The sequence below is a fragment of the Synechococcus sp. BS56D genome, from assembly GCF_004332405.1.
Classification (GTDB): domain Bacteria; phylum Cyanobacteriota; class Cyanobacteriia; order PCC-6307; family Cyanobiaceae; genus Synechococcus_C.
Window position 1 is genome coordinate 78,965 of the sequence record NZ_PHQU01000003.1, and the last position, 25,043, is coordinate 104,007.

Genomic DNA, 25,043 nt, shown 5'->3' on the forward strand with positions numbered 1-25,043 from the left:
TATATGGAGCCCCAATGCTCCATTATCTATGGATGAGTTTTCAAGCCAACTCTGTGTTAACTGGCTTGATGCCTGAATTTAATGGTGGTGCTAATTGGGTACGTATCGTTTCAGATGGTCGTTTCTGGCAGGACGCAATACAAACAGGTCGGTTTGCCGTTGTCTCGGTCGGTGTTGAATTCATATTGGCGGTTGCAATTGCTGTTTTGCTCGATCAACGTTGGCGAGGTCGAGGCACTGTTCGTGCTGTGACGCTGATCCCCTGGGCGTTGCCGACGACTGTGATGGCACTTGGCTGGCGTTGGATCTTTAACTCACCGTATGGACCATTAAATCAGTTGACCGATCTTGTTGGTATTGAAACTCTGAATATCCTTTCCAATCCTTCAATTAGCTGGATCGCAACAGTGATTGGAGATGTTTGGAAAACAACTCCCTTCATGGCCTTGATCTTGTTAGCAGGATTGCAGTCTATTCCAAAGGATCTCTATGAAGCCTTTAAGTTAGAAGGAGGAGGCAATTGGATGTGTTTACGCGACGTCACATTGCCGCTATTGCAGCCGTATATAGCAATAGCTTTGATTTTTAGATTAGCGCAGGCATTTGGGGTTTTTGATCTTATTCAAGTGATGACTGGTGGTGGCCCCGCAAGCAGCACGGAGAGTCTTTCTTTATATGCCTATTTAAATGCCATGCGGTTCCTCGACTTTGGATACAGTGCCACACTTGTTGTCGCCAGTTTCGTCCTCCTTACCTTGGTTTGCGCCACTGCCTGGATCATCGCTGGCCAATGGCAACAGATCAATCAAAAAATCGGTAGATCATGAATCGATTCAGAAGTCTGTGGATCGCAATACTCTTATCCTGGTCTCTTGGACCACTGTTATGGCAGCTTTACACATCGTTCAGTAGTGACCAAGCACTATTAGAGCCATTGACTAGTCTGGATCATCGATGGACATTAACGCATTACCGATCTATTTTAAATGGTGAACCACCATTCTGGAAATACTTAGTAAACAGTCTGATTGTTTCAGTATTCAGCACACTACTCACACTAGTTTTGGCTTTTCCTGCAGCTTACGCCATCACTAGATTGGGAAAGAAAATAGCTCGTACCTTGTCAGTTGGACTTGTCCTTGCTGCACTCTTCCCATTTGTACTTTTATTTTTGGCGCTTCTTGAATTTGCGAGAACATTCAATCTTGGTAATCATCTGCTGGCCTTATGTTTGCCTTATGCAGCGCTATCTCAACCATTGGCCATCCTGATTCTTGCCGCAGCAATACGTGATCTTCCCACTGAACTCGAAGACGCGGCAAGACTTGAAGGCTTTTCCTTGTGGCAGCGTGTACGTTGGATTCTTCTTCCACTTTTGGGCCCAGCAATTACAAGCACAGGCATTTTGGTGTTTCTCTTCTGTTGGAACGAATATCCAATTGCACTTACCTGGATAAGTGATTCAGAGCTCTTGACTTTACCTGTAGCGATTGCACGTATTGCCGGTTCATCCGTGTACTCAGTCCCCTATGGGGCCTATGCTGCAGCAACAGTACTTGCAGCCATACCTTTAATGATTCTTGTCATCATCTTCCAAAAATCAATTGTCAGTGGTCTGACTTCAGGTGCAGTAAAATCATGACCTTAACTTTAACTAACGTCAGCTTCAAGATTGGTGATCAAGAAATCCTACGTGATTTAAGTTTTACTGTTAAGCCAGGGGAATGCCTAGCACTTGTTGGCCCCAGTGGGTGCGGCAAAAGTACAACACTACGGTTAATTGCCGGTCTAGACCGACCAACATCGGGTTCCATTTACCTTGGTCAAGATAATGTGACAGATATTGCTCCAGACAAGAGACGAATTGGAATGGTATTTCAGAGTTATGCTCTATACCCACACTTGTCAGTGGCAGGAAATCTGGAATTGGGATTACGGATCAGAGGGATTACAAAATCACTTCGTATTCGAAAGGTACAGGAGGTTTTGCAAAGGGTTCAACTGAGTGATCGAGCATCCTTACGTCCGGCTCAACTCTCGGGGGGACAACGACAACGCGTTGCTTTGGCTCGCGCCCTTCTTCGTGATCCTAAGGTTTATCTACTCGATGAACCAATGAGTAATCTTGACGCACAGCTGCGCGAAGAACTACGACCTGAACTCAAGCATTTGATCTTGAAAGAGCAAAAACCAGTGGTTTATGTAACGCATGATCAACACGAAGCCATGGCTATGGCAGATCAAATCGCAGTTCTTAGAGATGGGCGGCTTGAGCAACTGGCATCTCCGACAATGCTTTATCAGAAACCTGAAAGTCTTTTTGTTGCTCGTTTTATTGGTCGACCACAAATCAATTTGATCCCCAAGGATGATGGCACAACGATCGGTATACGTCCGGAATGCCTTCGGATTGATTCTGTTGGGATCCCCTGTCGGCTTATAGAAAGGGAATGGCTAGGTTCACATCAACTCTGGCTTCTCGACTCACAACATGGACATCTCCGCATCACACTTCCAGCTGACGCTGAGCCAAATGAGACACTTCATGTCAGCTGGAATACAAACGAACAACATTGTTTCAATACTGATACGGGCAAACGCCGTAGCTAGTTTGAGCTTGACGATGGTTTCACCATGCAAGCACCAGTTAGCGAACCTCTGGTGATCTGCGGGATGGGTTCTCTGGGCCAGTTGTGCCTCGAGAGGCTCCGTCCATTTGATGTTGATCTGATCTGTGTTGATTGCAAGCACCCAGCCTGGAGATCAGAAGAGTTAAAGGCCCAATATGAGGATCAGCTAATCCTCGGGGATATGCGTCTGTCATCAACGCTCAAGCGAGCACAGGTTGGCCGTGCTCGAAGCGTGCTTTTACTGAGTTCAGACAGCACGATCAATCTGGAGGCAGCTCTGCACGTCAGAATTCTGAACACAAAGGCAATCATCGTTGTCCGATCTTCGAGCCAACAGGAATCACTAAATGACCTACTTGAAGCCAGAATTCCAAATCTGAGAGTTGTCGATCCACTCTTGCTCAGTGCAAGTGCAATTGCCCAGTCACTGAGACCTGAGCAAGTTCCAGCTACATTTACTCTTTTCAATCAACGAATCACACTTCAGCAACATGATAGACCTGTCGATATTTCTTCGAAGTACTTATCACGAGTATTAAAGCTGGGCATCAGTACGGATGAAGATCTGAATGATCAACTAGTGCTCACTCTTAACCATCAAACAAATGTCTATGGCCGAGGTAAAGCTACGAGATCGATGAGACAGATAATCCGAAGATTATCTGTCGTTATTCTCGACTTTGGCCGATATTTAAACCATAGGGTCAAGAATATTCAATCATGGGACCTGCTAATCATAACCGCGCTAATACTTTTTATTTCTGGAATACCTTATTTTTCCAATGGCCGTAGCATTCAATCTGGATTTTTGATCACCCTTGCATTGTTAAAAGGAGAGTTTGTCGATCCAGTCAATGTGTTGATTGAGCATTCTGGCCAAGGCATTTCTTCATTGTCACCATTTGCACTCATTCTTGCTGTAACCTATGCGATTATAGGCACAATTCTAACTGCTGCAATTGTCGCCCTTATTCTCGATCAATTGCTCAGTAGAAGGCTGGGTCTCAGTCCGCGCCGTCGACTCAGCACTGGTTCGAGAAGTGTGATCTTGCTTGATGGAGGATCGCTTGCAGACTTGGTGAGTTCACAGCTTACAGCTGTGGGAATCGAGGTGCTAAGACTTTCCAGCCAGGATGATATTCCAAATCTATCGACTAGCCAACTTCAACGATGGACTCGACATACACAATTTGTTGGTGCAGGATTGCTCTCAACAGATCTTCTGAAGAATTTACGTCTAGCCCTTGAATGGCAAATGGTTTTCACCTCAAGCAGAGTTGCAATTATTACGAAGGATCTTGATGCTGGAGAGAGCCTTGAAGACCTACTTGGAGGTATCAGCTTTATTTCTACACTTGATCTTGCGGCTGACGCGTTTGTTGCAACTGCCTTTGGTGAACAAGTGGAGGAGGTGAGACGAATTAATGGACGCACAGTTTTGCTCGTAAGGTATCGTATTGACGAGCATGACACATTAGTTGGTTCAACCATTTCGCGTATTCAAGAGGGTTTTGGCGTTACAGCTCTCGCATTACGTCGAAGCCATGATCGGCATGCCAAGATCTTTCCCTCACTTGAATCAAGGCTCATTCAGGATTCAGAGCTTTTCGTTTTGGCTGATTTGCAGGGGCTGCGTCGCATTGAACTTAATCAATGCGATCCACCTCGCTGGCGACTGAAGTATCAGGTTCAGTGTCGATCTGCTCAAAGTTTCGATACGCAACAGGTCTTGGCACGACATCTGGGAATGGCACCAGGTCAATTCGCCGCATCAATGGATGGACTCTGGCATTACACCCCCACGATTGATCGAGACTTAGCGAAGCAACTTCAACATGAACTTCAGCGAATGGCTGTGCGCACTGAGCTCATCGAGACAAAGGGTTGACCCTGTGTTGCTCGCAACATCAGATCGAACCTCAATCGACTGAAATGGAATCAAGCATGGATGACCACCTTGATCTGGATACTCTGGAATGCGCGGTCTGATGTCCTGCTCTGCATCATGCTGCAGACAACCTTCCTTCTTGGAGGTGTTCTTATCCGATCCGTCAGTGCATCCGATGGATTGCCAACCAATGCTGCCCCCACTCTCCACGCCCAGACTCATGATCGTTGATTGATCTCATGACTGAACAAACATCAAGAAGTAGTGGCTATCTCGACAGTATCCCTGAACCGATTCCCCTTAGTGAACGACCAGGTGAGTGGCCAACTCAGTTATTTGTCCATGGTGGTCGGGCTCCAGTGAGCTGCCGAGTTTTGTTGATTGAACAGGAAACAACCCAATGGATTAACGTTAATGATAGAGGTGTCCTACAGCAGCTTAAAGAGCTGAACGAACCCCTATGGATTCAGATACGTGGATTGGCAGATCCAGAATTAATCAAATCCTACCTTGATGTTCTAGATATTGAACCAGAATTTTGGCCATTGTTGCTAACAGCGCCGCAACAAGCACGTATTGATTCATTTCCCTCCGCTGTTCTAGGAGTTCTCCATCAGTTCTCTTTGGCATCCAACCCCTCACATCTTATTAGTGAGCAGTTCACGATTCTTTTAGCCCACGGTTTTCTGATTACAATTCAGGAGAATCCTTTGCTTGAATTCCGTGAGCTTGAGCACTGGATTCACTCTCTCAAGTCAACAGAGGATTATCTTGATCTTGATAATTTATTCCATTATTTAATCGACGAGATCCTGGACACGCATTTGCCGATGCTTGAAAGCGTACGATCTTATCTTGATGAATTGGAGGAAGCCGCATTATTGAGACCAAAGCCCTCGGTTCTTAAGCGTGCATTCACACTGAGACGAAATCTTCGCAAGGCAAGAAGACAGTTGTGGCCCTTAAGAGATCATTTAATCTATCTGCTACGTAAAAGTCATCGACTACTTGGACCTGGTGCTCGACAAGGCCTCCATGACATGGCTGACCATGTCAATATTTTGCTAGAGATCGGCGATCGAATTCTCCATCAGGCCGACGCCGTTAATGATGCTTATATGGCAAGCACTGGCAATCGCATGAATCAAATCATGAAGACACTGACAATTGTCAGCACAATATTCGCTCCATTAACATTCATCGCTGGAATCTATGGGATGAATTTTGAAAATATGCCAGAATTGAAATGGTCTTTTGGATATGCATACTCCCTTATTTTGATGAGTGGTATTGCTGCTTTCCAGGCTTATTTCCTTTGGCGCCGGGGATGGTTCCAAGACTGGACAGGCGGCCCTGACAGTCGATCTGATCGATAACGTCTACTTAACCCCAGGCCTTCGTGGCGAGGCCAGAATAAGGTTGACACACATGGCAGTAATGGCCATCAACTCGAGAACCATCCCGCTCACTCTACTCAGCGGCTGCTCGTTCGCTCTTTGTCTCTCTGCCTGGCCTTCCTCCGCGTCAGAGGTCATCGCGATTAAAGGGTCTAGCACTGTGTATCCAATTACGGCCCGTGCTATTAAACAATTTCAGCAAACTTCTCAGGGTCGCTCCGTTCAGTTTTCTCTGAAGGAAACAGGCTCATCAGCTGGATTTCGTGAGTTCTGTAATGGCAAGATCCCAGTAGCTAATGCATCTCGACCAATCTCCAAAAAGGAGATTAGTGCCTGCACCTCAAACAATATTCGGTTTATCGAGCTACCAATTGCTTTCGATGCAATTACTATAGCTGTCAATAAAAACAATAATTGGGTCACCTCAATCACCACTAAAGAGCTGCAACGCCTTTGGAATAGGAAGGCATCTGGATCTGTGACCCGCTGGAATCAAGTTAATCACGACTTTCCTGACCAACCCATCAAGCTCTGTGGACCAGGCAAGGATTCCGGCACCTATGATATTTTCAATAAGGCCATTAATGGCTCATTAAAAAACTCCCGTTCGGACTACACCGCTAGCGAGAACGATAATGTGTTAGTGGATTGCGTTATCAAAAATCAGAATGCGCTTGCTTATTTTGGTTTTGGCTACTTTAAGAAAAACAGTTCAAAGCTGAGGGCATTGAAGGTCGTAAACCCCAAGGGTAATCCCGTGGCCCCTTCAATTGCAAATGTACAAAAGGAGCTTTACCAACCTCTGTCGCGCCCTCTCTTTTTGTACGTTAACGATCGAATGCTCAACAACGACAAGAGTCTTAGAAACTTTGTAGCCTTTTATCTTCGCCGTGCTGAATCATTAGTGAAGGAAGCGAATTACATCCCTCTGCCCTCGCGAACCTATCGTCTTGTCGAATCAAAGTTGTATCGTCACATTCTAGGGAGTTCTTTTTCTGGGACAATTCCCGTTGGCCTGACTATTGGTCAGGTGCTTGAGCAAAGCTTTGATCAACACAAGAAACCTGCTTATCGTTAAATTGTCCCAATGCCTTTTTTATGCAATTGGCTCCTCTGACAATTGGTGAGTTTAGCCACTCTTTAATTCAAGCACAATTGCATCGTATTGTTTCTCTTCAAGTTAATGTAATCGAAGATCGAGATATCGAGCCATTGCACCAGCTCCGCGTCAGCTTACGGCGACTTCGTTGTGTTCTCTTGCAATTTGAGCCGTTTCTTGATCTACCGAATGGTGTTACAGAACGAAGAGTTTCCCGCCTATGTTCATCACTAGGACTCACCAGAGACCTTGATGTTCTACAGGAACTTGTTTCCGGTTCATTTTCAACGATGCTTGGTAGTAAAACTGATGAAGAGCTTGATGCTCTGAAGAAGGCTATTGGTCGTGAGCGTAAACGAGCAGCTACCGATATGAAACAGTTTTTACGAAGTTCTACCTATCTTAAGTTTATCTCACGTCTTCAAGGCTGGACTCGCAAACCCAAATTCCACCATTCTGCATCCCAGCCAATTGACGACTGGGTCGATGAATTGATTACCCCTTATCTATCTGCTCTGTGGTTGCATCCTGGCTGGCATCTTGATCCGATCAGCCACTCGATCGAACTCCATTCATTGCGAAGTAAGATTAGACGTACTCGCTATATGCTTGAGAACATCAAAACTCGATGTAGATCTGACCTAGATATTCATCTTCGTCAATTCAGAAGACTGCAAGAACTTCTTGGAGATCTTCATGATCTCCATGTTTTTGATCATTTGATCAATGAATCAAGAATCAGAATCTCTGAAAAGCAAAAGAATCACGTGCTTCACGCCAGCCATCAACAACAAAAGCAGATTGTCAGCCTTTGGGATGTCCATAGTCGGCGTCTTTTGAGATTATCGACGCGACGCGTACTCAGTCGACGCATTTCAACTCATCCAACAAAATATCTGCATGTACGCGTGACCTCGACTGAATAGTCAGGATTTTCGATGGATCTGCTGGATGGTCAAATTGTTCTGACCAAGCCAGTAAACATTGATCAACAGTCAGTTGATTCCCAAGATCAAGGCAGGATGCCATCACCATTGATGCCGCTGCCTTGACTTTGGGGTCATAGCTCAGGGCCGAACAGGGTGCTCCAGCCAATTGTGCCAAAATCAGAGCATGTAGACGCATCGGAATCACTAACCTCGCCTTTGAGAAAATATCCAAAGCCTGATCGATTGTTTGGCATGATGAAAAAGTTGAAGCTTCTTTCAGTCGCTTCGTGAAGGCATCCAGCGTCTGAAGTTGATCTGGAAGCAGACGATCTTGATCGGCATGAAATGCCAACCAATGAATCGTCACTCCTGTCCGACTTTGCAGTCGACTCAACGCTGTGATTAAGACAGTCCATCCTTCATCGTCGAGGCGTTCAGTCGGCCTCCAACAAACGACAACATCCCCTCCCCCGATCCATTGCCGCCCTGGATGGCACCAAACAGGATCTGGACCCCAGACCATTGGAACCGATCGTTGCCAGCGACAAGCCTGTTGATAGGACACCAGATCTCGCCAGCTGATTGCTGTGCTCAAAGGCAAAACCATTTGAACCAGCCATCGGCTAACGACTCGGTTCAGGGGGCCTAATCCTTGGCCCCAAAGCAGCACCTTTGTGTTGCACACGCGGCTGATCACGATCAGCGTCAGGTAGTAGAGGAGGCTACGGAAGCTCGTGCTGTCCTGGAGGAGGCTTCCTCCCCCGAGGATCAACACATCACTCGTCGCAACCGCTTTGAGAACGGAGCGAAGGGAACGACGTTGAACCGTCTTGCTACTCGGCACCAGTTCTGATACGAGCCTTTGGTCGTAGGCCGTGATCAGCAGACGACAGCTTGTAGGAATCTGACCCACAAGAACCTGAAGTAAGGCGTCATCGCCGAGATTGTGCTCCCCGTAGTAGCCGCATAGCAGAACCCGCCTTGCGCCTTTGCCGGCTGTCGCCATGGCGGATGTTCGGAACCCAGCCATTATCGGCTCTCGAAAGGTTCTAGGTTGAGTTTGTGTCGCGCTCCTTATGCACGCTCTCTCCCTCGGAACCTGGTGGATCCACTGGACCTCGGTTCTGGAGTGGATCCTGGCGATTGTCTTGCTCCATCGCCTTGCTCGTCTTGAGACGGCACCGCGCCTGAATGGCCTTGCGCTCGCCATGACTCCTGCGTTAGTGAGTGCGATGGCGGCCTGTAGCTGGCATCTCACCGACAACAGCGAGCTCTTTCGTCCACTGGTGCTGCTTCAGGCCCTCTTCACCCTGGTAGGCAATTGCTGCATGGCTTTAGCAGCCTGGAATCTGCAAAGAACGACCCGTGCCTGACTCACTGTTGCATTTGACGACTCTGGATCCGGCTCCTCTCTTTGCTGCGTCCCTGATTCCTTATCTGCTCTTCCTGTGGTTCGCGGGACGAACGCCCCTGATTCCGAAACTCAGCAGGCTCGGCTTTCAGCTCACCATTCTTTTTGTGCTAGTCACCATCCTTGCCGCACTCTGGGCTTTGATTCGGTTCGATTCAGAACTGGTGCAGATTGACTGGCTGCACGGTGGTGCCGAGGCCTTTCTGACCTTGAGCAATGGACTGATCCTGGCCGGCCTCCTCCAACGCCATGATCAACTCAAGGGAACTCCCAGCGGTGAATAACTCTTACGAGGTCGAGACGGATCCCCTCTAAAAGCGGAGGATGAAGCGTCGCATCACGATCTGCATGATCACTTCGCTTCTGGCCATTGCTCCCGCCACGGTTTCCTGGACGCCGAAGGTGGCCCTCGTGATGGTGGTGTGCAATGTCATCGCCATTGGCATCGGCAAGGCCACCATCAAATACCCGAGTGAGGGTGCCAAACTCCCCAACCCCGCGTTCTTCGGCGGCATGGGTCACGCTGCTCTTCTGGCAACCACAAGCCTTGGGCACATCATTGGCATCGGCGCCATTCAGGGGCTTGCCGCCCGTGGCGTGCTCTGAACAGTTGTCACCATTTCTGAAATTCCGAAGACCGGTCTGCAAAGACCGGTCTTTTTTTACCCCTGCACAAGCGCCGTCGGTGTCCGGTCAAGGGGGGACGAAGAAGCGAGATTTGGGAAATGCTCGGTAATGCGATCGGCCATCTGCTGTGGAGTGAGCCCAAGAGCTTCAAAACTCTGTTGTGGTGTGGCGTGATCAACAAGGCAATCCGGAATCCCAAGTCTGTAGAGGGGGATCAAAATTCCACTGTCGTTGAGCGATTCCAGTACGGCAGCACCAAAACCGCCTGCCAGTGCCCCCTCCTCCATGGTGACGACACGGCCAATCCGCTGCGCCAGTGGATGGATGAGTTGCTCATCCAGAGGGCGAAGGAAGCGTGCATTGATGACTGTGACCTCAGTTCCTCTCGTTGCCAGAAGATCTGCCGTCGCCATTGCCCTGCTCACCATTGAGCCGTAGGCCACGATCAAGAGGTCATCACCCTGACGCAGTACCTCACCACAACCGATGGCGAGGGGCTCCCAGCCTTCTTCCATCAAGGGGACGCCTTCACCCGGGCCCCGTGGGATCCGTAAGGCGGTTGGTCCGTCATGGTGCAAACAGGTGACGAGCATGCGTTGAAGCTCCGCCTCATCACAGGGGGCCATCACTGTGAAGTTGGGAATGGCCCGGAAGTAACTGATGTCGTATTGACCCTGATGGGTTGGCCCATCAGCACCGACGATGCCAGCGCGATCGAGCACAAAAGTGACGGGGAGCTTCTGAATGCCCACATCGTGAATGAGCTGGTCGTAGGCCCTTTGAAGGAACGTGCTGTAGATCGCCACCACAGGCCTGAGTCCTTCGCAGGCCATGCCGGCAGCGAGGGTGACGGCATGCTGTTCAGCGATGCCGACGTCGATGTACTGCTCAGGAATCGCCTTCTGAAGGAGATCCAAACCTGTACCGGTGGCCATCGCAGCCGTGATTCCAACGACCCGACCGTTCTGCTCACAGAGTTTGACGAGGGTCTGACCGAAAACCTTGCTGTAGCTGGGAGGCTTGGGTGTTTTGCTGGGACGTGCCTTCCCAGTGGAGAGATCAAAAGCGGACTGTGCGTGATAGCCGACCTGATCGGCCTCCGCATAGGGATAGCCCTTGCCCTTTGTCGTGATCACATGGACCAGGACAGGACCACCAACACGGTGTGCCGCCTGGAATGTGCGCGTCATCTCGGCCAAGTCATGGCCATCAATGGGCCCCATGTAAGTGAAGCCGAGCTCCTCAAAAACAGCCCCAACCTTCGGTACGGCCAGTCGCCGCATACTGCCTTTCAGGCGATTCAGCTCGGCCGGCAATTCTCCGCCCATGAAGGGGAGATGTTTCATGCTCTCCTCAACGGAACCCGAGAGGAATTGCATGGGCGGGCTCAGGCGCATGCGGTTGAGGTAACTGGAGAGAGCCCCAACCGGTGGTGAAATCGACATGTCGTTGTCATTCAGCACCACCAACAAGGGGGTCTGAGGAAGATGTCCGGCATGGTTGATCGCTTCAAGGGCCATGCCCCCTGTCAGCGCTCCATCGCCAATCACCGCAACGCATTTGAAGTTTTCTCCGCGACGATCCCTCGCGATTGCCATGCCGAGGGCAGCAGAGATCGAGGTGCTGGCGTGTCCAGCACCAAAGTGGTCGAAGTTGCTTTCGCAACGTTTCAGGTAACCGGCCACTCCACCCTGCTGACGAAGGGTATGGAAGTCGGCGTAGCGACCCGTAATCAATTTGTGGGGATAGGCCTGATGGCCTACATCCCAGACCACCCGATCGTGATCAAGGTCGAGGGTTTGGTACAGGGCCAGGGTGAGCTCCACAACCCCAAGACCCGGGCCCAGGTGACCACCGCTGTTGGATACAACTTCAAGATGCCGCTCTCGAATCTGCCTTGCCACATCCTCAAGCTCAGCCGTGGACAGGCCATGCAGCTGATTCGGATGGGTCAATTGGCTCAGTTGCATGCCCGTCCCGCGGCCGATTGGTGCAATCTACGGTTCCTCTTGCGGATGCGGCGGTTGCGAGACTGAAGGAATGGATCACTATCTCCCCCGCATCCTGCGAGCCCGTGTCTATGACGTGGCCCGAGAAACCCCTCTGGAACCAGCAGCCAATCTGAGCCAGAGACTGGGGAACAGCATCTGGCTGAAGCGAGAGGACCTCCAACCTGTCTTTTCGTTCAAGTTGCGGGGTGCTTACAACCGCATGGTCCAGCTTGATCAGGACGAGCTGGAGCGAGGTGTCATTGCCTCAAGCGCTGGCAACCATGCCCAGGGAGTGGCCCTAAGCGCCCAAACCCTGGGCTGCAGAGCGGTCATCGTGATGCCGGTGACCACTCCAGATGTGAAGGTGCAAGCCGTGCGACAGCGCGGTGCGGAGGTCGTGCTGCACGGCGAGACCTATGACGAGGCCTATGCCGAAGCCCTGAGACGCAGTGAGGCCGAAGGGCTCTGCTTCATCCATCCATTTGATGACCCTGACGTGATTGCTGGTCAGGGCACGATTGGGATGGAAATCCTCCGGCAGTTGACCTCGCCCCCCGATGTGATCTACGTCGCCGTTGGAGGTGGTGGCCTCATCGCGGGAATCGCGGCCTATGTCAAGAGTCTTTGGCCAGGGGTGGAGATCATTGGCGTCGAACCCCATGACGCGGCTGCGATGACGCTGTCCCTGGAGTCTGGAGAACGGATCCGTCTTCCTCAAGTGGGGCTGTTTGCCGATGGTGTCGCTGTGAGGGAAGTCGGAGAGCACACGTTTGCAATCGCGCAGCAATGTGTCGACGCTATGGTGACCGTCAGCACGGATGAAATCTGTGCGGCGATCAAGGACGTCTTTGAGGACACGCGATCCATCCTTGAGCCGGCAGGAGCCCTGGCCATCGCAGGAATGAAATCCGATGTCGCTCGACGGGGTCTCAAGGATCGGCGTCTTGTCGCGGTGGCTTGTGGGGCGAACATGAATTTCGACCGATTGCGCTTCGTTGCCGAACGCGCCGAACTCGGTGAAGAGAGGGAGGCCATGCTGGCCGTTCAAATTCCCGAGCAAGCCGGCAGTCTCCGCAATCTCTGCGAATTGCTCGCATCACGAAGCCTCACGGAGTTCAGCTACCGGATGGGAGATGGCTCGCAGGCTCAGATCTTCATGGGCGTTCAGGTCCGTGACCAGGCTGATCGCGACGATCTGATCAACCACCTGCTGCGTCACGGGTACGGATGTCAAGACCTCAGTGACGATGAACTGGCGAAGGTCCATCTGCGTCACATGGTTGGCGGACGATTGCCCGTTAAAGCTCTTCAGGAATCAGGTCGGAATTGCAGCGAGTTGCTCTACCGCTTTGAGTTTCCAGAGCGCCCAGGCGCTCTGATGCGCTTTGTCAGCGCCTTGCATCCCGAGTGGACGATCAGCATCTTTCACTACAGAAATCACGGGGCTGACGTTGGCCGGATCGTTGTCGGCGTGCTGGTTCCAGAGAACGATCGAGACGATTGGAACCATTTCCTTCGGGATCTTGGCTATCCAAGCTGGGAAGAAACCGGAAACCCTGCTTACCGCCTGTTCCTCGGGCCCCGGCAAGACCCTGGCTGATCAGATTTGAGGGGGTACCTTGGGCTGTGGTCCAAAGGGGTGCCCGGATGGCCGATCTGCTTGAGATCTCTCTCCCCGCCAAGCTTGAGGCCATCCTCTACCTGAAGGGGCGGCCGGTCGGCCTCGCGGAGCTGGCCAAGCATGCAGAAGCAACAGAACGTCAGGTGCAGGAAGCGATGCTCACACTGATCGCTGCCTACGCCCAGCGGGATACAGCGCTTGAAATCACGAGCCATGGCGGCCGATACGGCCTGCAACTCAGGACGGGACTCGGAGAACTCGTGCGCGACATGTTGCCTGTTGACCTCTCCACCGCGACTCTGAGAACGCTTGCCACCATTGCGCTCAAAAAGCGCATCCTCCAGTCGGAACTCGTCGAGCTGCGAGGCTCAGGCGCCTACGACCACATCAAGGAACTGCTTCAGCAGAACTTTGTTGAGCGACAACGTCACAGCGAAGGACGTTCGTATTGGTTAAGCCTGACCGAAAAATTTCACCGCACGTTCTCCGTGCTGCCCACCACAGGCCCAATCGCCGCCGAGACCGACGATGCTGCATAGAGTCTGTGCAGACCGGCTTTCCTCGATGGCTTACGACATCATTTCCAGCCTCCTGCAGATTCTTGCCCAAACACTGCAGATCTATTCGTTGGTGTTGATCGTGAGGGTGTTGCTGAGCTGGTTCCCAAATTTGGACTGGGGCAATCCCGTGCTGAGCACGGTCAGCTCCATCACCGATCCTTATCTGAATGCCTTCCGCGGCTTGATCCCACCCCTGGGAGGACTGGATCTCTCCGCGATCATCGCCTTCATCGCCCTGAGCCTCATGGAACAGCTGCTCACTTCGGCAAGCTTCGCGTTTGCAGGTGCCGTCAGCTTTTAACGTCGGTCGCCACTGCCTCCGAGCATTCCGCGCTCGGCTCGGCTGGAGAGCTTTTCAAGGTTCGCGGCAGCCACTGATTCAAGGCTGAGGTCCAGCTCCGAGGCCAGCTGTGCGACATACCAGAGCACATCTCCGAGCTCAAGCTTGAGATCCTCTCGAATTTGCTCGTCAAAGCAGCCATCGGAATCTCTCAGCACCTTCTTGACCTTGTCAGCGACTTCTCCGGCTTCTCCTGCAAGTCCCAAGGTCGGATAAATCGGGTTTTGACCGACATCCGGATAGCGGGCGGTTGTTCTCGCGGCCTGCTGATAGCCATTCAGATCCATGGTCAAAGTGCCGGAGATGAGTCCTCTGAATCCCTGTTGTAGGGGGGAGGTCAAGTCTGGAGGGTAGATTCCGCGATGTTTCCGGCCCCCTTTGATGGCCCAGATCGATCTGAATCGCCGTACCAAGATCGTGGCCACCATCGGGCCCGCCACCGAGTCGCCTGAGCGGATCCGTGAGCTGATTCAGGCTGGCGCAACCACCTTCCGCCTGAATTTCTCCCACGGAGACCACAGCGAGCATGCTGTGCGGATTGCCACCATCCGTCAGGTGGCCAGTGAATTGGGACTGCACATCGGCATCCTTCAGGATCTGCAGGGGCCCAAAATTCGATTGGGTCGCTTTGCCGACGGTCCGATCACCCTGGCCAAGGGAGACAGCTTCGCCCTGACCTCGCGCTCTGTGAGCTGTGATCAGTCGATCGCGACCGTCACCTACGACAAGCTTGCTGAGGAAGTCACCAGCGGCAGTCGCATTCTTCTCGACGACGGGCGTGTCGAGATGAAGGTTGAGCGCGTGGACCTCGACAATCAAACCCTGCACTGTCAGGTGACCGTTGGGGGAGTTCTCTCCAACAACAAAGGGGTGAACTTTCCAGATGTTCAGTTGTCAGTTCGGGCTCTGACCGACAAAGACCGCACCGACTTGGCATTCGGACTCCAGCAGGGGGTCGACTGGGTGGCCCTCAGCTTCGTGCGTAATCCTTCCGACATGCTGGAGATTCGCGAACTGATCCGCCAGCACGGTCACAGCACCCCTGTTGTGGCGAAGATCGAAAAGTTTGAAGCGATCGATCAGATCGATTCAATCCTGCCCCTCTGTGATGGGGTCATGGTGGCCAGGGGAGACCTTGGGGTTGAGATGCCCGCGGAAGAGGTCCCTCTACTCCAGAAAGAGTTGATCCAGAAGGCCAACAGCCTTGGAATCCCAATCATCACGGCCACCCAGATGCTGGACTCCATGGCAGCCAGTCCAAGGCCCACTCGCGCGGAAGTGAGCGATGTGGCCAACGCCATCCTTGATGGCACCGATGCGGTCATGCTCTCCAATGAAACCGCCGTCGGTGACTATCCGGTAGAAGCTGTTGAAACGATGGCAACGATCGCGAGGCGCATCGAAAGGGACTACCCCCAGCGTCGGATCGAAAGCCATCTGCCCAGCACCATTCCGAATGCGATTAGCAGCGCAGTGAGCACCATCGCCAGCCAGCTCAACGCAGCGGCAATCCTGCCCCTCACAAAGAGTGGCGCGACAGCTCACAACGTCAGCAAGTTCAGGCCTGCAGCGCCAATTCTTGCCATCACCAGTGAAGTGACGGTGGCTCGGAAGCTGCAACTTGTCTGGGGGGTGACTCCACTATTGATCGCGCAGCAAAACAGCACCTCTGGAACCTTCACCACCGCGATGGGGGCAGCACAGGACCTTGGACTCCTGAAGGAGGGAGACCTGGTGGTTCAGACCGCTGGAACCCTCGCAGGCGTTGCTGGATCCACCGATCTCGTCAAGGTCGGCATCGTGAGTGCCGTGCTCGGTCGCGGCACAGGGGTGGGGCAGGGGACGGTCAGTGGCAGGGTCAGGCTCGTCCAGTGTCCTGGTGACGCCTGCAAAATCGAGAAAGGCGAGATCCTTGTGGTGCGTGACACCAGTGCCGACGATCTGGATGCCATCCGCGATGCTGCTGCAGTGATCACCGAGGAACCGGTTGAAACGGCGCATGCGGCAGTGATCGCCCAACGTCTCGGCACTCCCCTGATCGCCGGCGTTGCCAATGCGACACGCCACTTACTCGAGGGCGAAGTGGTGACACTTCAGATCCGCGACGGATTGGTGCACCGCGGCACTAGCGTCAACACAGCAATTTGAGGCACAGATGGCCCCCAAGCTGCCCATCGGTGAAACGGTGGGCATGGCCCTCAACACGCTGAGGGCCAATCGGCTGCGCAGCCTTCTGACGATGCTCGGCATCATCATTGGCAATGCGTCTGTGATCAGCTTGGTGGGCGTGGGCCGCGGTGCCCAGAACCTGGCTGAAGACCAACTGAGCAACCTTGGTGCGAACGTGCTGTTCGTCGTGCCTGGCAACAACGACACACGCCGTCAGGGAGTTGCCTTCCCACGCACCCTCGTCCTTGAAGATGCCGAGGCCATTGCCAGCCAGGTGCCCAGCGTCTTGCGGGTGGCCCCCCAGATCACCAGCAGTGAGGTGATCCAAAGTGGGTCCCGTAGTGCCACCAGCTCCATCTCCGGGGTGACCCCCGAGTTTCTTGCAGTTCGCAGCTTTGAAGTGGCTCGCGGAAGGTTTCTCAGTGAGCAAGACGAGAAGGGGGCGCGCAGTGTCGCTGTGATCGGTCCTGATCTCAAGGACAAACTGTTCCCGACCGGGCAGGCAATCGGTCGCAGCCTCCGCATTCGCAACCAGAGCTTTGAAGTCATCGGCGTGATGGCCCCCAAAGGCGCTGTGTTTGGCAGCAATCAAGACGAAAACGCTTACATCCCCCTCACGACGATGGTGAGTCGCCTGACTGGAAGGGATCCCACCTACGGCGTCAGCCTCAGCTTCATCAGCGTGGAGGCTCGGGATGAAGCGAGCACCGGACCTGCGAAATTCCAGATCACCAACCTGCTGCGTCAGAGGCATCGCATCCTGCGGGAGGACGACTTCGCGGTGCGTTCTCAGAAGGATGCGCTCACAATCGTGAGCACCATCACCGGGGGCCTCACGTTGATGTTGGGTGCCATTGGGGGGGTGTCCCTGCTGGTGGGTGGCATCGGCATCATGAACATCATGTTGGTCTCCGTCAGTGAGCGCACTGAGGAAATCGGGCTACGGAAAGCCCTTGGAGCCCGAAGTTCCGATGTGTTGGTGCAGTTTCTGGTGGAGTCCCTCGTTCTGGCCAGCCTTGGCGGTCTCATCGGTACGGCAGTCGGCCTCGGGAGCGTTGCTGCAGTTGCAGCGATCACTCCACTTCCGGCGAGCATTGGCGCAGGCACGGTGCTGCTAACGGTGTCACTCTCCGGATCAATCGGACTGTTCTTTGGAGTGGTTCCAGCCCGACGTGCGGCACGTTTAGACCCAATCGTGGCCTTACGCAGCCTCTGAATCCAGCACTCAAGCAACCAGGACTCTTAAAGTCTCCTGACTGAGATTCTTTTTATGAATCAGCGTTGGCGCCAGATTGCTCTCTGGGTTCTCCCCGTCGTTGTCGCCCTTGTGCTGGCGTGGCAGGTGATCGGCACTGGCGGTCTCCAGGCGCTGCGTCCCGGTGGTCCGACTGAAGCACCACGCAATGCGGCTGTGGCCCGCATGAGCTATGGCCGTTTCCTCGACTACGTGGAATCAGGGCGAGTGACGGCGGTCGACATCTACGACGGTGGTCGCAATGCGGTGGTAGAAGCCGTGGACCCGGATCTGGACAATCGCGTTCAACGCCTGCGAGTGGACCTTCCCGGTTTGGCTCCAGAGCTCATCAACACGCTGAAGCAGGAAGGCATCAGCTTCGACATTCACCCCCCCCGCTCAGCGCCCCCAGCCCTTGGGATTCTTGGCAATCTCCTGTTCCCATTGCTTCTGATCGGGTCTCTCATCTTTTTGGCTCGCCGATCCAACGGCATGCCCGGCGGCCCAGGTCAGGCAATGCAGTTCGGCAAGACGAAGGCCCGTTTCGCTATGGAGGCTGAGACGGGTGTGAAATTCGACGATGTGGCCGGCGTTGCCGAGGCCAAGCAAGACCTTCAGGAGGTGGTCACCTTCCTGAAACAGCCCGAGCGCTTCACCTCCGTTGGAGCACAAATCCCCAAAGGCGTCTTGCTCGTCGGCCCACCGGGTACAGGCAAGACCCTTTTGGCGAAGGCCATCGCTGGCGAAGCCGGAGTTCCGTTCTTCTCCCTCTCCGGCTCGGAATTCGTCGAAATGTTTGTGGGTGTTGGTGCCAGCCGAGTGCGTGATCTCTTCAAACGTGCCAAGGAAAACAGCCCCTGTTTGATCTTTATCGATGAAATCGATGCGGTGGGTCGTCAGCGTGGAGCTGGTATCGGTGGTGGAAACGATGAGCGGGAGCAGACCCTCAACCAGTTGCTGACTGAGATGGACGGCTTCGAGGGCAACAGCGGCATCATCATCATCGCCGCCACAAACCGTCCTGACGTCCTCGATTCCGCCTTGATGCGCCCCGGCCGCTTTGACCGTCAGGTCACTGTGGATGCCCCAGATATCAAGGGTCGCCTTTCAATCCTTGAGGTTCATTCTCGTAACAAGAAACTCGACAGCGATCTCTCGCTCGACAGCATTGCCCGTCGTACCCCTGGTTTCACGGGTGCTGACCTGGCCAATCTCCTCAACGAAGCGGCGATCCTCACAGCGCGCAGACGCAAGGACGCCATCGGCCTGGCCGAAATCGATGATGCCGTCGATCGGATCATCGCTGGCATGGAGGGTCAGCCCCTCACTGATGGACGAAGCAAGCGTCTGATTGCTTACCACGAAGTGGGCCATGCTCTCGTGGGAACACTGATCAAAGATCACGACCCTGTTCAGAAGGTGACCTTGATCCCCCGTGGGCAAGCGCAAGGCCTGACCTGGTTCTCTCCTGACGAGGAACAGATGCTGGTGTCGAGGGCGCAACTGAAGGCAAGGATCATGGGCGCTTTGGGTGGCCGTGCCGCCGAGGATGTGGTCTTCGGCCATGAAGAAGTCACGACCGGTGCCGGTGGTGACATTCAACAGGTGGCTTCCATGGCCCGGCAGATGGTGACCCGCTTTGGCATGAGTGATCTAGGCCCCATGTCGCTTGAGGGCGGCAGCCAGGAGGTGTTCCTCGGCCGCGATCTCATGACCCGCAGTGATGTCTCTGATGCGATCTCCAAACAGATCGACGAGCAAGTGCGGGCCATGGTGAAACGTCTTTACGAGGAGACCGTCAGCTTGGTGAGCTCCCACCGATCCCTGATGGATCAACTGGTCGAACGTCTGATCGAACTCGAGACCATGGACGGAGATGAGTTCCGCACTTTGGTATCAGAGACAACCACCATCCCCGAGAAGGAGCGCTTTTCACCTGTTCTTAACCCCTGAGGCTCGCCCGAATCCCCTTTCGCCACTAGCTTGAAGGAGATGATCAGTTGATTGGATGAACGACGAGGGAATACGCTCTCCCCTGGAGAGTCACTCAAGCTTTCGTGGTGACAATTGGTCACCTGAGCGCCTTGTCTTCCATCAGAATCTTGAGCAATTTGCCGAACGGGTTGGTTTGATCGTTGGCCTTCAGGCCAACGGCAAGATCGACCAAGAAACTGCCTTTGATGAGATCAAGGGGCTTTGGGGCGAACTAAAAGAAAGCAAAAAGGGGCTGATCAGATAATCAGCCCCTTTTGATTGTTCAGACAGGATGAACCGGTCGGCGATCAATCACTGAATCAATGAGACCGTAGGTAACGGCTTCTTGGGGCGACATAAAGAAATCCCTGTCGGTGTCAACCTGAATCTTGTCCAGGGGTTGTCCGCTGCGTTCGGAAAGTTCCCGATTGAGTTTGTCTTTGAGGAAGAGAATCTCATCCGCCTGGATTCTGATGTCACTGGCCTGACCACGGGCACCGCCGAGAGGCTGGTGAATCATGATGCGGGAATGCTGCAGACTGCTGCGTTTGCCCTTCGTGCCAGCGCAGAGAAGAAACGCACCCATGCTGGCGGCCAGACCAACGCAGACGGTGTGCACGTCCGGTTTGATGTGCTGCATCGTGTCAAAGATGCCAAGCCCGTCATAGACGGAACCACCAGGGGAATTGATATAGAGATAAATGTCCTTTTCTGGGTCCTCAGCTTCCAGAAACAGAAGCTGGGCCACGATTCGATTGGCCGACTCACTGGTCACTGCTTCACCGAGAAAGATGATTCGCTCACGCAGCAATCGAGAGTAAATATCAAAAGCCCTTTCACCCCGGCCCGACTCTTCAATCACGATCGGGATCATGCTGCTCATCCTTCAAGTGCACCGATCCTAACGGCGGCTTCAGCAACGCTATGGTCGTGCCACATCATTTGTGCCGAGCATTGGCCGAGCATCTGACGATCGCTGACAGCAAGCGGGCGTTCCACGCTGCATTCCCCCATGTGATCCCTCCCCTCTATCGGCGCACTGCCGATGAGCTGCTGGTGGAGCTGCATCTGCTCAGCCACCAAAAGCATTTTCAGGTCGATGCCTTCTTCGCAGTCGGCCTGCGCCAGGTGTTCGAGGCGTTCACCAGGGGATACCGCCCAGACGGTCAACTTGCTGACCTGTTCAAGGCCATTTGCTCAAGCACCGGTTTTGATGCCGAATCGATCCAACGCCTCGCTTCCGAAAGTCAAGCGGCTGTCGCAGGTCACTCTCTGGAGGATGTCCGCGGTTGGTTAGAAACCAAGGGAGAAGGGGCACCAGCACCGCTCGCTGAAGGGCTGCGTCGTGCATCAGGAAGCAGCTTTCACTACTCGCGACTCATGGCCGTGGGTGTGTTCAGCCTTCTGAGTGCGGCCCAGGGTGAATCATCAGCTGACCCCGAGCTGCTTCGAAAGCTGGCTCACGAGGTCAGTGGTGCGATTGGACTGTCGCAAGAGAGGGTGGACAAGGACCTCAGCCTCTACACCAGCAATCTCGAAAGGATGGCCCAGGCTGTAGAGCTGATGGAAGAAACGCTGCTGGCCGAGCGCCGTAAACGCGAGCGTCAGGAGCGGGATAAGGCCAGCAAGGAGCCCAAAGACTGAGGCAGACCCTTCCTCCAGGGCAGTGCCAAGGACTTCAAGGCTGCCCCCCAAGCTGTAGTTCGCCTTGGCACTCAAACCAATCAGCTTCAGCAGGATCACGGCCGAATGGCCGCAGCCTCGTCACCAAGCTGCTGGCCAGCGTGAGAGCAGGGGGCCAACGGCCAGCCAGCAGCTGCTTGCTTCTGAGCAGTGATGGTCGTGCTTGAACAACCAGTTGGTCGGCCTTGTCGTCGGCCATGACAAGGGATACCGGCGCAAGCACTGGTTGGGTGGCCACACCAAGACTGAATTGTCCTTGCTTGTTCAACCAGCGCCAGCCACCGACGACAGCCCCGTCTCGTAACGGATCACGGAACAGCATCCCGGGCCCCGAAAGGGTTGATGCGTTGAGCCCTCGATCCAGCAGGCGTGTTCGGATGGCTGCCAAGCTCTCGCCCCAGCGGGCTTGACCTCCCGCAAGGCGGGTCTGGATCAAGAGCGCCGCTTGAAATGGGCCCCCTCCAAGCGAGCGCAATTGGAGCTCAAAGGGTTGTGTCGCCAGAATCCTGCGCAGATCTGACTTGAGCTTGAAGTCTGCTTCCAGTGGTTCCTGGATGATCTTGCGGGAGAGGAGAGCACCCAGCAGATCACCCAACGCGCGACCACGGATGGTCAGCAGCTCATTCGAGGCGATTGGATCTGGGCCCTCCGTTGCGGGCAATGGCTGGGCCACGCCTGCGGGTGCCGCTTCAAATGGCCGTCGGCCAACCATTCCCTGCCAGGACAGTTTGGATCCGTTCAACTCAAGATTGAGACAGCCATAGCGAGCCACCTGAAGCAAAGGGGCCAATGGTCCACTCAGCGATGCCAGACCATCAGGAGACCAGGCAACACCAGGATCCGTGGCTAAACGATCCAGGCAGATCGCAGCCAAACCTCCGGGTACCGCCCGGGCTGGCGACGACTGGAGACGTTGCTGAATCTGTTGCCGATGCAGCGGGTCAGCACCCGCGAGCAAAAGCCCCTCCAAGCTGGTGAGTGTGAGCCCCTCACGCTCATTCGTTGGCAACAAGCGAGCTGGAACAACGAGATAGGGCTGACCATCTGCTGCCCAGACCTGCCACCAAAGCCCCGAACCCTGCTTTTTCCAGAGCGATTCAGAGCGACGTAAACCAAACCTCTGGGCCCAGATGGAGGGCACTGGCCTTGAGGGATTCCCACGAAATGACTGGACCAACTGCATGGATGCCAACAATCTGGCCATGCCACGACGTTGGGACAGGGGTTGATCAGCACTGGTGCCGGAGAGCAGGATTCCGGCACCTCCGGCAAAGCAGAGCAACATCAATGCTCCACCGGTGATGGGATGACGACCGAGGAGGTCCCTCAGCTTTTGCCAGACGCGGTTCGCCGCCTTCGTCGGTCGCGCCATTCGATTGTGGAGAGATAGATGACTGACCCTGTGACGAAGACCAGCAGGAGAGCAGCCGTAAGGGCTAAAGCCTGGCCTAGCCCTGGATTGCTCACAACTTCAGACACCTCAGAAGTTGATGGAGCCGTCGCCGTTGCGGCCCCAGACAACCATGGCAATGGAGAAACTGAACATCGCGGCCAGGGAAGCCCAGGCGAAGGTGAACAGCATCGGGATCAGGCGAGTGCACTGAGTTTAACTAGCCTGCTGACCGATCCTGTCCACGACGTGCAAGTTGTCTCATGAACGTCACATCGCCTGGAACGACCAGCATCCTGGAGCGATTGAGCAGGGAAGCGCCCTACCCAAACGCCAGGGTGATTGTGCTCGACGATGACGTGAACACCTTTCAGCACGTTGTGGACTGCCTTTGCCGAATCATTCCTGGGATGGGAAGTGATCGAGCCTGGACGCTGGCTCACCGCATCGACAGCAGTGGATCTGCCGAAGTGTGGAGTGGCCCCTTGGAGCAGGCTGAGCTCTATCACCAACAGCTAAACGCAGAAGGATTGACGATGGCGCCAATCGAAAGACTCTGAGGTGTTTGTGATGTCACCAGCATTCAAAAAGGGTTTCAAGATTTTCATCATCGTCTTGATGTTTATCTTGGCGGTCGTTCTTCTCCAGCGCTATGGGCTTGAGCCGCTACAGGCTGCTGTTAAAGAGATGGGCTTCTGGGCTCCATTGGGGCTCTTTCTTTTGCGTGGCATAAGCATCATTCTCCCAGCTTTACCAAGTTCTATTTATTCGCTCCTAGCCGGTTCACTACTTGGCTTTAAAACTGGCTATCTAACCATTGTATTGTCAGATCTTGTTTTCTGTAGTGCAGCATTCTTCATGGCCCGCCGCTGGGGGAGGGGACCAGTGAGCCATCTTGTTGGCCACAAGGCAATGCAAAAAATCGATGGCTTTAGCAAGAACCAGCTAGAGGGGAATTTCTTCCTAATGACAGGCTTACTGATGACGGGTCTTTTTGATTTTCTCAGTTACGCCATTGGAATCAGCCGCACCCATTGGCTGATCTTCGCTCCAGCTCTTGTCATCAGCGTGTTGGTGAGTGACTCAATCCTGGTTGCCGTCGGTGCAGGCGTGACCCAAGGGGCTGGTCTGATGCTGTTTCTTGCCCTGTTAGCCATGTTTACTCTTGCCGTGCTCACAGGACTGCTCAAAAAGCGCTCGGCGACGTCTGACAATCCTTAGGCACAGGATGGACCGAGCGAGACGCGACAGTGTCAGCCGCATCAATCAGCCTTGAAATTTCAACAGCCTTGAAGATTCAACAGCCTTATCAGGCCGCAGGTTGTCGAGTGGAGCGCGTCAACCTCAACAACACTGTGGTACGCAGGCGTGACGTTTCAGCGTCAAGGACGTAGCGCATGACCCGTCCCGGTGAGAAGGCAAGCCCTCGAACCTCAAGCCCGTGAAGCTCGGTCGTCAGCACACGCACTTCCGCACCGAAACGCTTGCCCAGCGGTCCGGTCACCTGATCACGAAGAGCATCCACTGACTTGAGCATCAGGCAGAAACGTTTGTCTTCCTTTGTCGTAGCCAATCTCGCTAATTTCGACCAGTCGCTGAGCCGCAGCCCCGTTGGGACGTCTGGTTATCACCCACAGCACCTACGTGGAGGGCCTGATTCCCTGGCTTCAGGCGCTGGCCTCAGACCCTGAGATCAAGACCATCACGCCAGCCGTGATCAGTCGTGTGCGAGGACGCTCTCCAGAGCTGCAGCTCAGGCTCTCCACCGCCATGCGCGGTGGGCACAAACTGGTGGCGCGCCGGGGAAGCAGCGCCCAGGAGGTGTTCATCGTCACCGGGCTGAGTCGTGACGAGCTGAGCCGACGCATCGCCAACAGCAGGCCGACCTGACACTGGCGATCGACCGAGCAGCAAAGGGGTGGACCGCCATGCCGTGCGAGCCCCAGTGATCGACCTGGAAGAACCAGAAGGGGTTACAAAGTGGGGATTCGTTTCCGGCTCCAGGGCCGGTCTACGTCTCCTTCACGACAGTCACCCCAAGTCGATAGAGAGTCAGATCAGAGCACTAGAAAAGGCCGTCACCAACATCGCAGTCCGAAA

Annotated in this window: 28 protein-coding genes and 1 other RNA gene; 21 read left to right on the plus strand and 8 right to left on the minus strand. The window is 54.0% G+C overall.

Translation table 11 applies throughout. The features are described 5' to 3' along the window. Positions 1–14: 14 nt before the first annotated feature. The 7 genes from CWE17_RS05180 (at position 15) to CWE17_RS05210 (ending at position 7,940) form a co-directional block, all read left to right on the plus strand. Positions 15–827: a carbohydrate ABC transporter permease gene (locus tag CWE17_RS05180; protein ID WP_131455314.1), complete on the plus strand. Its 813-nt coding sequence runs from the start codon at positions 15–17 to the stop codon at positions 825–827. Next, positions 824–1,642 (plus strand): carbohydrate ABC transporter permease, encoded by an 819-nt coding sequence (locus CWE17_RS05185; protein WP_131455315.1) that lies wholly within the window; start codon positions 824–826, stop codon positions 1,640–1,642. The genes CWE17_RS05180 and CWE17_RS05185 overlap by 4 nt, the downstream gene beginning before the upstream one ends. Further along, entirely contained in the window at positions 1,639–2,610 is a 972-nt protein-coding gene (locus CWE17_RS05190) for an ABC transporter ATP-binding protein (protein WP_131455316.1), read from the plus strand. Before CWE17_RS05185 ends, CWE17_RS05190 begins: the two co-directional genes overlap by 4 nt. 24 nt (positions 2,611–2,634) lie before the next feature. Then, positions 2,635–4,518 carry an NAD-binding protein gene (locus CWE17_RS05195; protein ID WP_131455317.1) on the plus strand — a complete coding sequence of 628 codons (1,884 nt, stop codon included), beginning with the start codon at positions 2,635–2,637 and terminating at the stop codon, positions 4,516–4,518. 239 nt (positions 4,519–4,757) lie between these two features. After that, complete coding sequence (gene corA, locus CWE17_RS05200; RefSeq protein ID WP_131455318.1) at positions 4,758–5,894, plus strand: magnesium/cobalt transporter CorA; 1,137 nt, start codon at positions 4,758–4,760, stop codon at positions 5,892–5,894. Beyond that, positions 5,803–6,993 carry a PstS family phosphate ABC transporter substrate-binding protein gene (locus CWE17_RS05205; protein WP_240789254.1) on the plus strand — a complete coding sequence of 397 codons (1,191 nt, stop codon included), beginning with the start codon at positions 5,803–5,805 and terminating at the stop codon, positions 6,991–6,993. Before corA ends, CWE17_RS05205 begins: the two co-directional genes overlap by 92 nt. Before the next feature lie 20 nt (positions 6,994–7,013). Then, the gene (locus tag CWE17_RS05210) at positions 7,014–7,940 is read left to right on the plus strand and encodes a CHAD domain-containing protein (protein WP_131455319.1); all 927 of its coding nucleotides are present in this window, start codon (positions 7,014–7,016) and stop codon (positions 7,938–7,940) included. Here the strand turns inward: CWE17_RS05210 and csaB are convergent. After that, on the minus strand, positions 7,876–8,949 hold the full coding sequence (gene csaB, locus CWE17_RS05215) for a polysaccharide pyruvyl transferase CsaB (protein ID WP_131455320.1): 1,074 nt from the start codon (positions 8,947–8,949) through the stop codon (positions 7,876–7,878). The genes CWE17_RS05210 and csaB overlap by 65 nt on opposite strands. 70 nt (positions 8,950–9,019) lie before the next feature. On the opposite strand from csaB, the gene CWE17_RS05220 reads away from it, so the two are divergent. The 3 genes from CWE17_RS05220 to psaK all read left to right on the plus strand — a co-directional run bounded on the left by CWE17_RS05220 (position 9,020) and on the right by psaK (position 9,960). Next, complete coding sequence (locus CWE17_RS05220) at positions 9,020–9,316, plus strand: DUF2499 domain-containing protein (protein WP_131455321.1); 297 nt, start codon at positions 9,020–9,022, stop codon at positions 9,314–9,316. Next, a complete protein-coding gene (locus CWE17_RS05225) occupies positions 9,309–9,638 on the plus strand; it encodes a DUF3593 domain-containing protein (protein ID WP_240789255.1) in 330 nt (109 codons plus the stop codon). The genes CWE17_RS05220 and CWE17_RS05225 overlap by 8 nt, the downstream gene beginning before the upstream one ends. 64 nt (positions 9,639–9,702) lie before the next feature. Next, positions 9,703–9,960, plus strand: a complete 258-nt coding sequence (psaK, locus tag CWE17_RS05230) for a photosystem I reaction center subunit PsaK (RefSeq protein WP_131455322.1) — start codon at positions 9,703–9,705, stop codon at positions 9,958–9,960. A 56-nt stretch (positions 9,961–10,016) separates the two neighbouring features. Here psaK and dxs read toward each other — a convergent pair whose 3' ends face one another. Beyond that, positions 10,017–11,951, minus strand: a complete 1,935-nt coding sequence (gene dxs / locus CWE17_RS05235) for a 1-deoxy-D-xylulose-5-phosphate synthase (RefSeq protein WP_131455323.1) — start codon at positions 11,949–11,951, stop codon at positions 10,017–10,019. 70 nt (positions 11,952–12,021) lie between these two features. On the opposite strand from dxs, the gene ilvA reads away from it, so the two are divergent. Genes ilvA through CWE17_RS05250 form a run of 3 tightly spaced genes read left to right on the plus strand, consistent with a single transcriptional unit; the run spans position 12,022 to position 14,454 of the window. Continuing rightward, complete coding sequence (ilvA, locus tag CWE17_RS05240; RefSeq protein WP_131455324.1) at positions 12,022–13,572, plus strand: threonine ammonia-lyase, biosynthetic; 1,551 nt, start codon at positions 12,022–12,024, stop codon at positions 13,570–13,572. 47 nt (positions 13,573–13,619) lie between these two features. Then, a complete protein-coding gene (gene scpB, locus CWE17_RS05245; RefSeq protein WP_131455325.1) occupies positions 13,620–14,132 on the plus strand; it encodes an SMC-Scp complex subunit ScpB in 513 nt (170 codons plus the stop codon). Between the two features lie 25 nt (positions 14,133–14,157). Further along, on the plus strand, positions 14,158–14,454 hold the full coding sequence (locus CWE17_RS05250) for a YggT family protein (protein WP_131455326.1): 297 nt from the start codon (positions 14,158–14,160) through the stop codon (positions 14,452–14,454). Here the strand turns inward: CWE17_RS05250 and CWE17_RS05255 are convergent. After that, positions 14,451–14,780: a nucleoside triphosphate pyrophosphohydrolase family protein gene (locus tag CWE17_RS05255; RefSeq protein WP_131455575.1), complete on the minus strand. Its 330-nt coding sequence runs from the start codon at positions 14,778–14,780 to the stop codon at positions 14,451–14,453. The two genes, CWE17_RS05250 and CWE17_RS05255, sit on opposite strands and share 4 nt — an antisense overlap. Positions 14,781–14,874: 94 nt before the next feature. Between CWE17_RS05255 and pyk the strand changes: the two genes are divergently transcribed. The 4 genes from pyk to CWE17_RS05275 are packed head-to-tail and all read left to right on the plus strand — an operon-like array spanning position 14,875 to position 20,135. Then, positions 14,875–16,641, plus strand: coding sequence for a pyruvate kinase (gene pyk, locus CWE17_RS05260; protein WP_131455327.1), 1,767 nt, complete (start codon positions 14,875–14,877; stop codon positions 16,639–16,641). Between the two features lie 7 nt (positions 16,642–16,648). Continuing rightward, positions 16,649–17,878 (plus strand): ABC transporter permease, encoded by a 1,230-nt coding sequence (locus CWE17_RS05265; RefSeq protein WP_131455328.1) that lies wholly within the window; start codon positions 16,649–16,651, stop codon positions 17,876–17,878. Between the two features lie 54 nt (positions 17,879–17,932). After that, on the plus strand, positions 17,933–19,849 hold the full coding sequence (ftsH, locus tag CWE17_RS05270) for an ATP-dependent zinc metalloprotease FtsH (protein ID WP_131455329.1): 1,917 nt from the start codon (positions 17,933–17,935) through the stop codon (positions 19,847–19,849). 55 nt (positions 19,850–19,904) lie between these two features. Further along, positions 19,905–20,135, plus strand: coding sequence for a hypothetical protein (locus CWE17_RS05275; protein WP_131455330.1), 231 nt, complete (start codon positions 19,905–19,907; stop codon positions 20,133–20,135). Positions 20,136–20,153: 18 nt separating this feature from the next. Here the strand turns inward: CWE17_RS05275 and clpP are convergent, their stop codons facing one another. After that, the gene (gene clpP, locus CWE17_RS05280) at positions 20,154–20,744 is read right to left on the minus strand and encodes an ATP-dependent Clp endopeptidase proteolytic subunit ClpP (RefSeq protein ID WP_131455576.1); all 591 of its coding nucleotides are present in this window, start codon (positions 20,742–20,744) and stop codon (positions 20,154–20,156) included. A gap of 80 nt (positions 20,745–20,824) precedes the next feature. Here clpP and psb29 point away from each other — a divergent pair, with 80 nt between their 5' ends. Next, a complete protein-coding gene (gene psb29 / locus CWE17_RS05285) occupies positions 20,825–21,514 on the plus strand; it encodes a photosystem II biogenesis protein Psp29 (protein WP_131455331.1) in 690 nt (229 codons plus the stop codon). Positions 21,515–21,548: 34 nt separating this feature from the next. On the opposite strand, the gene CWE17_RS05290 is transcribed toward psb29, so the two are convergent. Together CWE17_RS05290 and petN are read right to left on the minus strand one after the other, a co-directional pair. Continuing rightward, entirely contained in the window at positions 21,549–22,925 is a 1,377-nt protein-coding gene (locus tag CWE17_RS05290; RefSeq protein WP_131455332.1) for a hypothetical protein, read from the minus strand. A gap of 108 nt (positions 22,926–23,033) precedes the next feature. Beyond that, positions 23,034–23,135 carry a cytochrome b6-f complex subunit PetN gene (petN, locus tag CWE17_RS05295; RefSeq protein ID WP_131455333.1) on the minus strand — a complete coding sequence of 34 codons (102 nt, stop codon included), beginning with the start codon at positions 23,133–23,135 and terminating at the stop codon, positions 23,034–23,036. Positions 23,136–23,206: 71 nt separating this feature from the next. On the opposite strand from petN, the gene clpS reads away from it, so the two are divergent. Both clpS and CWE17_RS05305 read left to right on the plus strand, forming a co-directional pair. Next, a complete protein-coding gene (clpS, locus tag CWE17_RS05300) occupies positions 23,207–23,503 on the plus strand; it encodes an ATP-dependent Clp protease adapter ClpS (RefSeq protein ID WP_131455334.1) in 297 nt (98 codons plus the stop codon). A gap of 10 nt (positions 23,504–23,513) precedes the next feature. Further along, positions 23,514–24,164: a TVP38/TMEM64 family protein gene (locus CWE17_RS05305; protein ID WP_206338359.1), complete on the plus strand. Its 651-nt coding sequence runs from the start codon at positions 23,514–23,516 to the stop codon at positions 24,162–24,164. A gap of 88 nt (positions 24,165–24,252) precedes the next feature. Here CWE17_RS05305 and CWE17_RS05310 read toward each other — a convergent pair whose 3' ends face one another. Further along, the gene (locus CWE17_RS05310; RefSeq protein ID WP_131455335.1) at positions 24,253–24,480 is read right to left on the minus strand and encodes a hypothetical protein; all 228 of its coding nucleotides are present in this window, start codon (positions 24,478–24,480) and stop codon (positions 24,253–24,255) included. Positions 24,481–24,554: 74 nt separating this feature from the next. On the opposite strand from CWE17_RS05310, the gene CWE17_RS05315 reads away from it, so the two are divergent. Beyond that, positions 24,555–24,833, plus strand: coding sequence for a DUF2103 domain-containing protein (locus tag CWE17_RS05315; protein WP_131455336.1), 279 nt, complete (start codon positions 24,555–24,557; stop codon positions 24,831–24,833). Between the two features lie 26 nt (positions 24,834–24,859). Here CWE17_RS05315 and ssrS read toward each other — a convergent pair. Further along, positions 24,860–25,042, minus strand: a non-coding RNA gene (gene ssrS / locus CWE17_RS05320) — 6S RNA. Between the last annotated feature and the right edge of the window lies 1 nt (position 25,043).

Bases quoted from the DNA above. Each gene is read 5' to 3' on its own strand.
- CWE17_RS05180 (WP_131455314.1), top strand. From the start codon at position 15: ATGCTCCATTATCTATGGATGAGTTTTCAAGCCAACTCTGTGTTAACT.
- CWE17_RS05185 (WP_131455315.1), top strand. From the start codon at position 824: ATGAATCGATTCAGAAGTCTGTGGATCGCAATACTCTTATCCTGGTCT.
- CWE17_RS05190 (WP_131455316.1), top strand. From the start codon at position 1,639: ATGACCTTAACTTTAACTAACGTCAGCTTCAAGATTGGTGATCAAGAA.
- CWE17_RS05195 (WP_131455317.1), top strand. From the start codon at position 2,635: ATGCAAGCACCAGTTAGCGAACCTCTGGTGATCTGCGGGATGGGTTCT.
- corA (WP_131455318.1), top strand. From the start codon at position 4,758: ATGACTGAACAAACATCAAGAAGTAGTGGCTATCTCGACAGTATCCCT.
- CWE17_RS05210 (WP_131455319.1), top strand. From the start codon at position 7,014: ATGCAATTGGCTCCTCTGACAATTGGTGAGTTTAGCCACTCTTTAATT.
- csaB (WP_131455320.1), bottom strand. From the start codon at position 8,949: ATGGCGACAGCCGGCAAAGGCGCAAGGCGGGTTCTGCTATGCGGCTAC.
- CWE17_RS05220 (WP_131455321.1), top strand. From the start codon at position 9,020: ATGCACGCTCTCTCCCTCGGAACCTGGTGGATCCACTGGACCTCGGTT.
- psaK (WP_131455322.1), top strand. From the start codon at position 9,703: ATGATCACTTCGCTTCTGGCCATTGCTCCCGCCACGGTTTCCTGGACG.
- dxs (WP_131455323.1), bottom strand. From the start codon at position 11,951: ATGCAACTGAGCCAATTGACCCATCCGAATCAGCTGCATGGCCTGTCC.
- ilvA (WP_131455324.1), top strand. From the start codon at position 12,022: ATGGATCACTATCTCCCCCGCATCCTGCGAGCCCGTGTCTATGACGTG.
- scpB (WP_131455325.1), top strand. From the start codon at position 13,620: ATGGCCGATCTGCTTGAGATCTCTCTCCCCGCCAAGCTTGAGGCCATC.
- CWE17_RS05250 (WP_131455326.1), top strand. From the start codon at position 14,158: ATGGCTTACGACATCATTTCCAGCCTCCTGCAGATTCTTGCCCAAACA.
- CWE17_RS05255 (WP_131455575.1), bottom strand. From the start codon at position 14,780: ATGGATCTGAATGGCTATCAGCAGGCCGCGAGAACAACCGCCCGCTAT.
- pyk (WP_131455327.1), top strand. From the start codon at position 14,875: ATGGCCCAGATCGATCTGAATCGCCGTACCAAGATCGTGGCCACCATC.
- CWE17_RS05265 (WP_131455328.1), top strand. From the start codon at position 16,649: ATGGCCCCCAAGCTGCCCATCGGTGAAACGGTGGGCATGGCCCTCAAC.
- ftsH (WP_131455329.1), top strand. From the start codon at position 17,933: ATGAATCAGCGTTGGCGCCAGATTGCTCTCTGGGTTCTCCCCGTCGTT.
- CWE17_RS05275 (WP_131455330.1), top strand. From the start codon at position 19,905: ATGAACGACGAGGGAATACGCTCTCCCCTGGAGAGTCACTCAAGCTTT.
- clpP (WP_131455576.1), bottom strand. From the start codon at position 20,744: ATGATCCCGATCGTGATTGAAGAGTCGGGCCGGGGTGAAAGGGCTTTT.
- CWE17_RS05290 (WP_131455332.1), bottom strand. From the start codon at position 22,925: ATGGCGCGACCGACGAAGGCGGCGAACCGCGTCTGGCAAAAGCTGAGG.
- petN (WP_131455333.1), bottom strand. From the start codon at position 23,135: ATGCTGTTCACCTTCGCCTGGGCTTCCCTGGCCGCGATGTTCAGTTTC.
- clpS (WP_131455334.1), top strand. From the start codon at position 23,207: ATGAACGTCACATCGCCTGGAACGACCAGCATCCTGGAGCGATTGAGC.
- CWE17_RS05305 (WP_206338359.1), top strand. From the start codon at position 23,514: ATGTCACCAGCATTCAAAAAGGGTTTCAAGATTTTCATCATCGTCTTG.
- CWE17_RS05310 (WP_131455335.1), bottom strand. From the start codon at position 24,480: ATGCTCAAGTCAGTGGATGCTCTTCGTGATCAGGTGACCGGACCGCTG.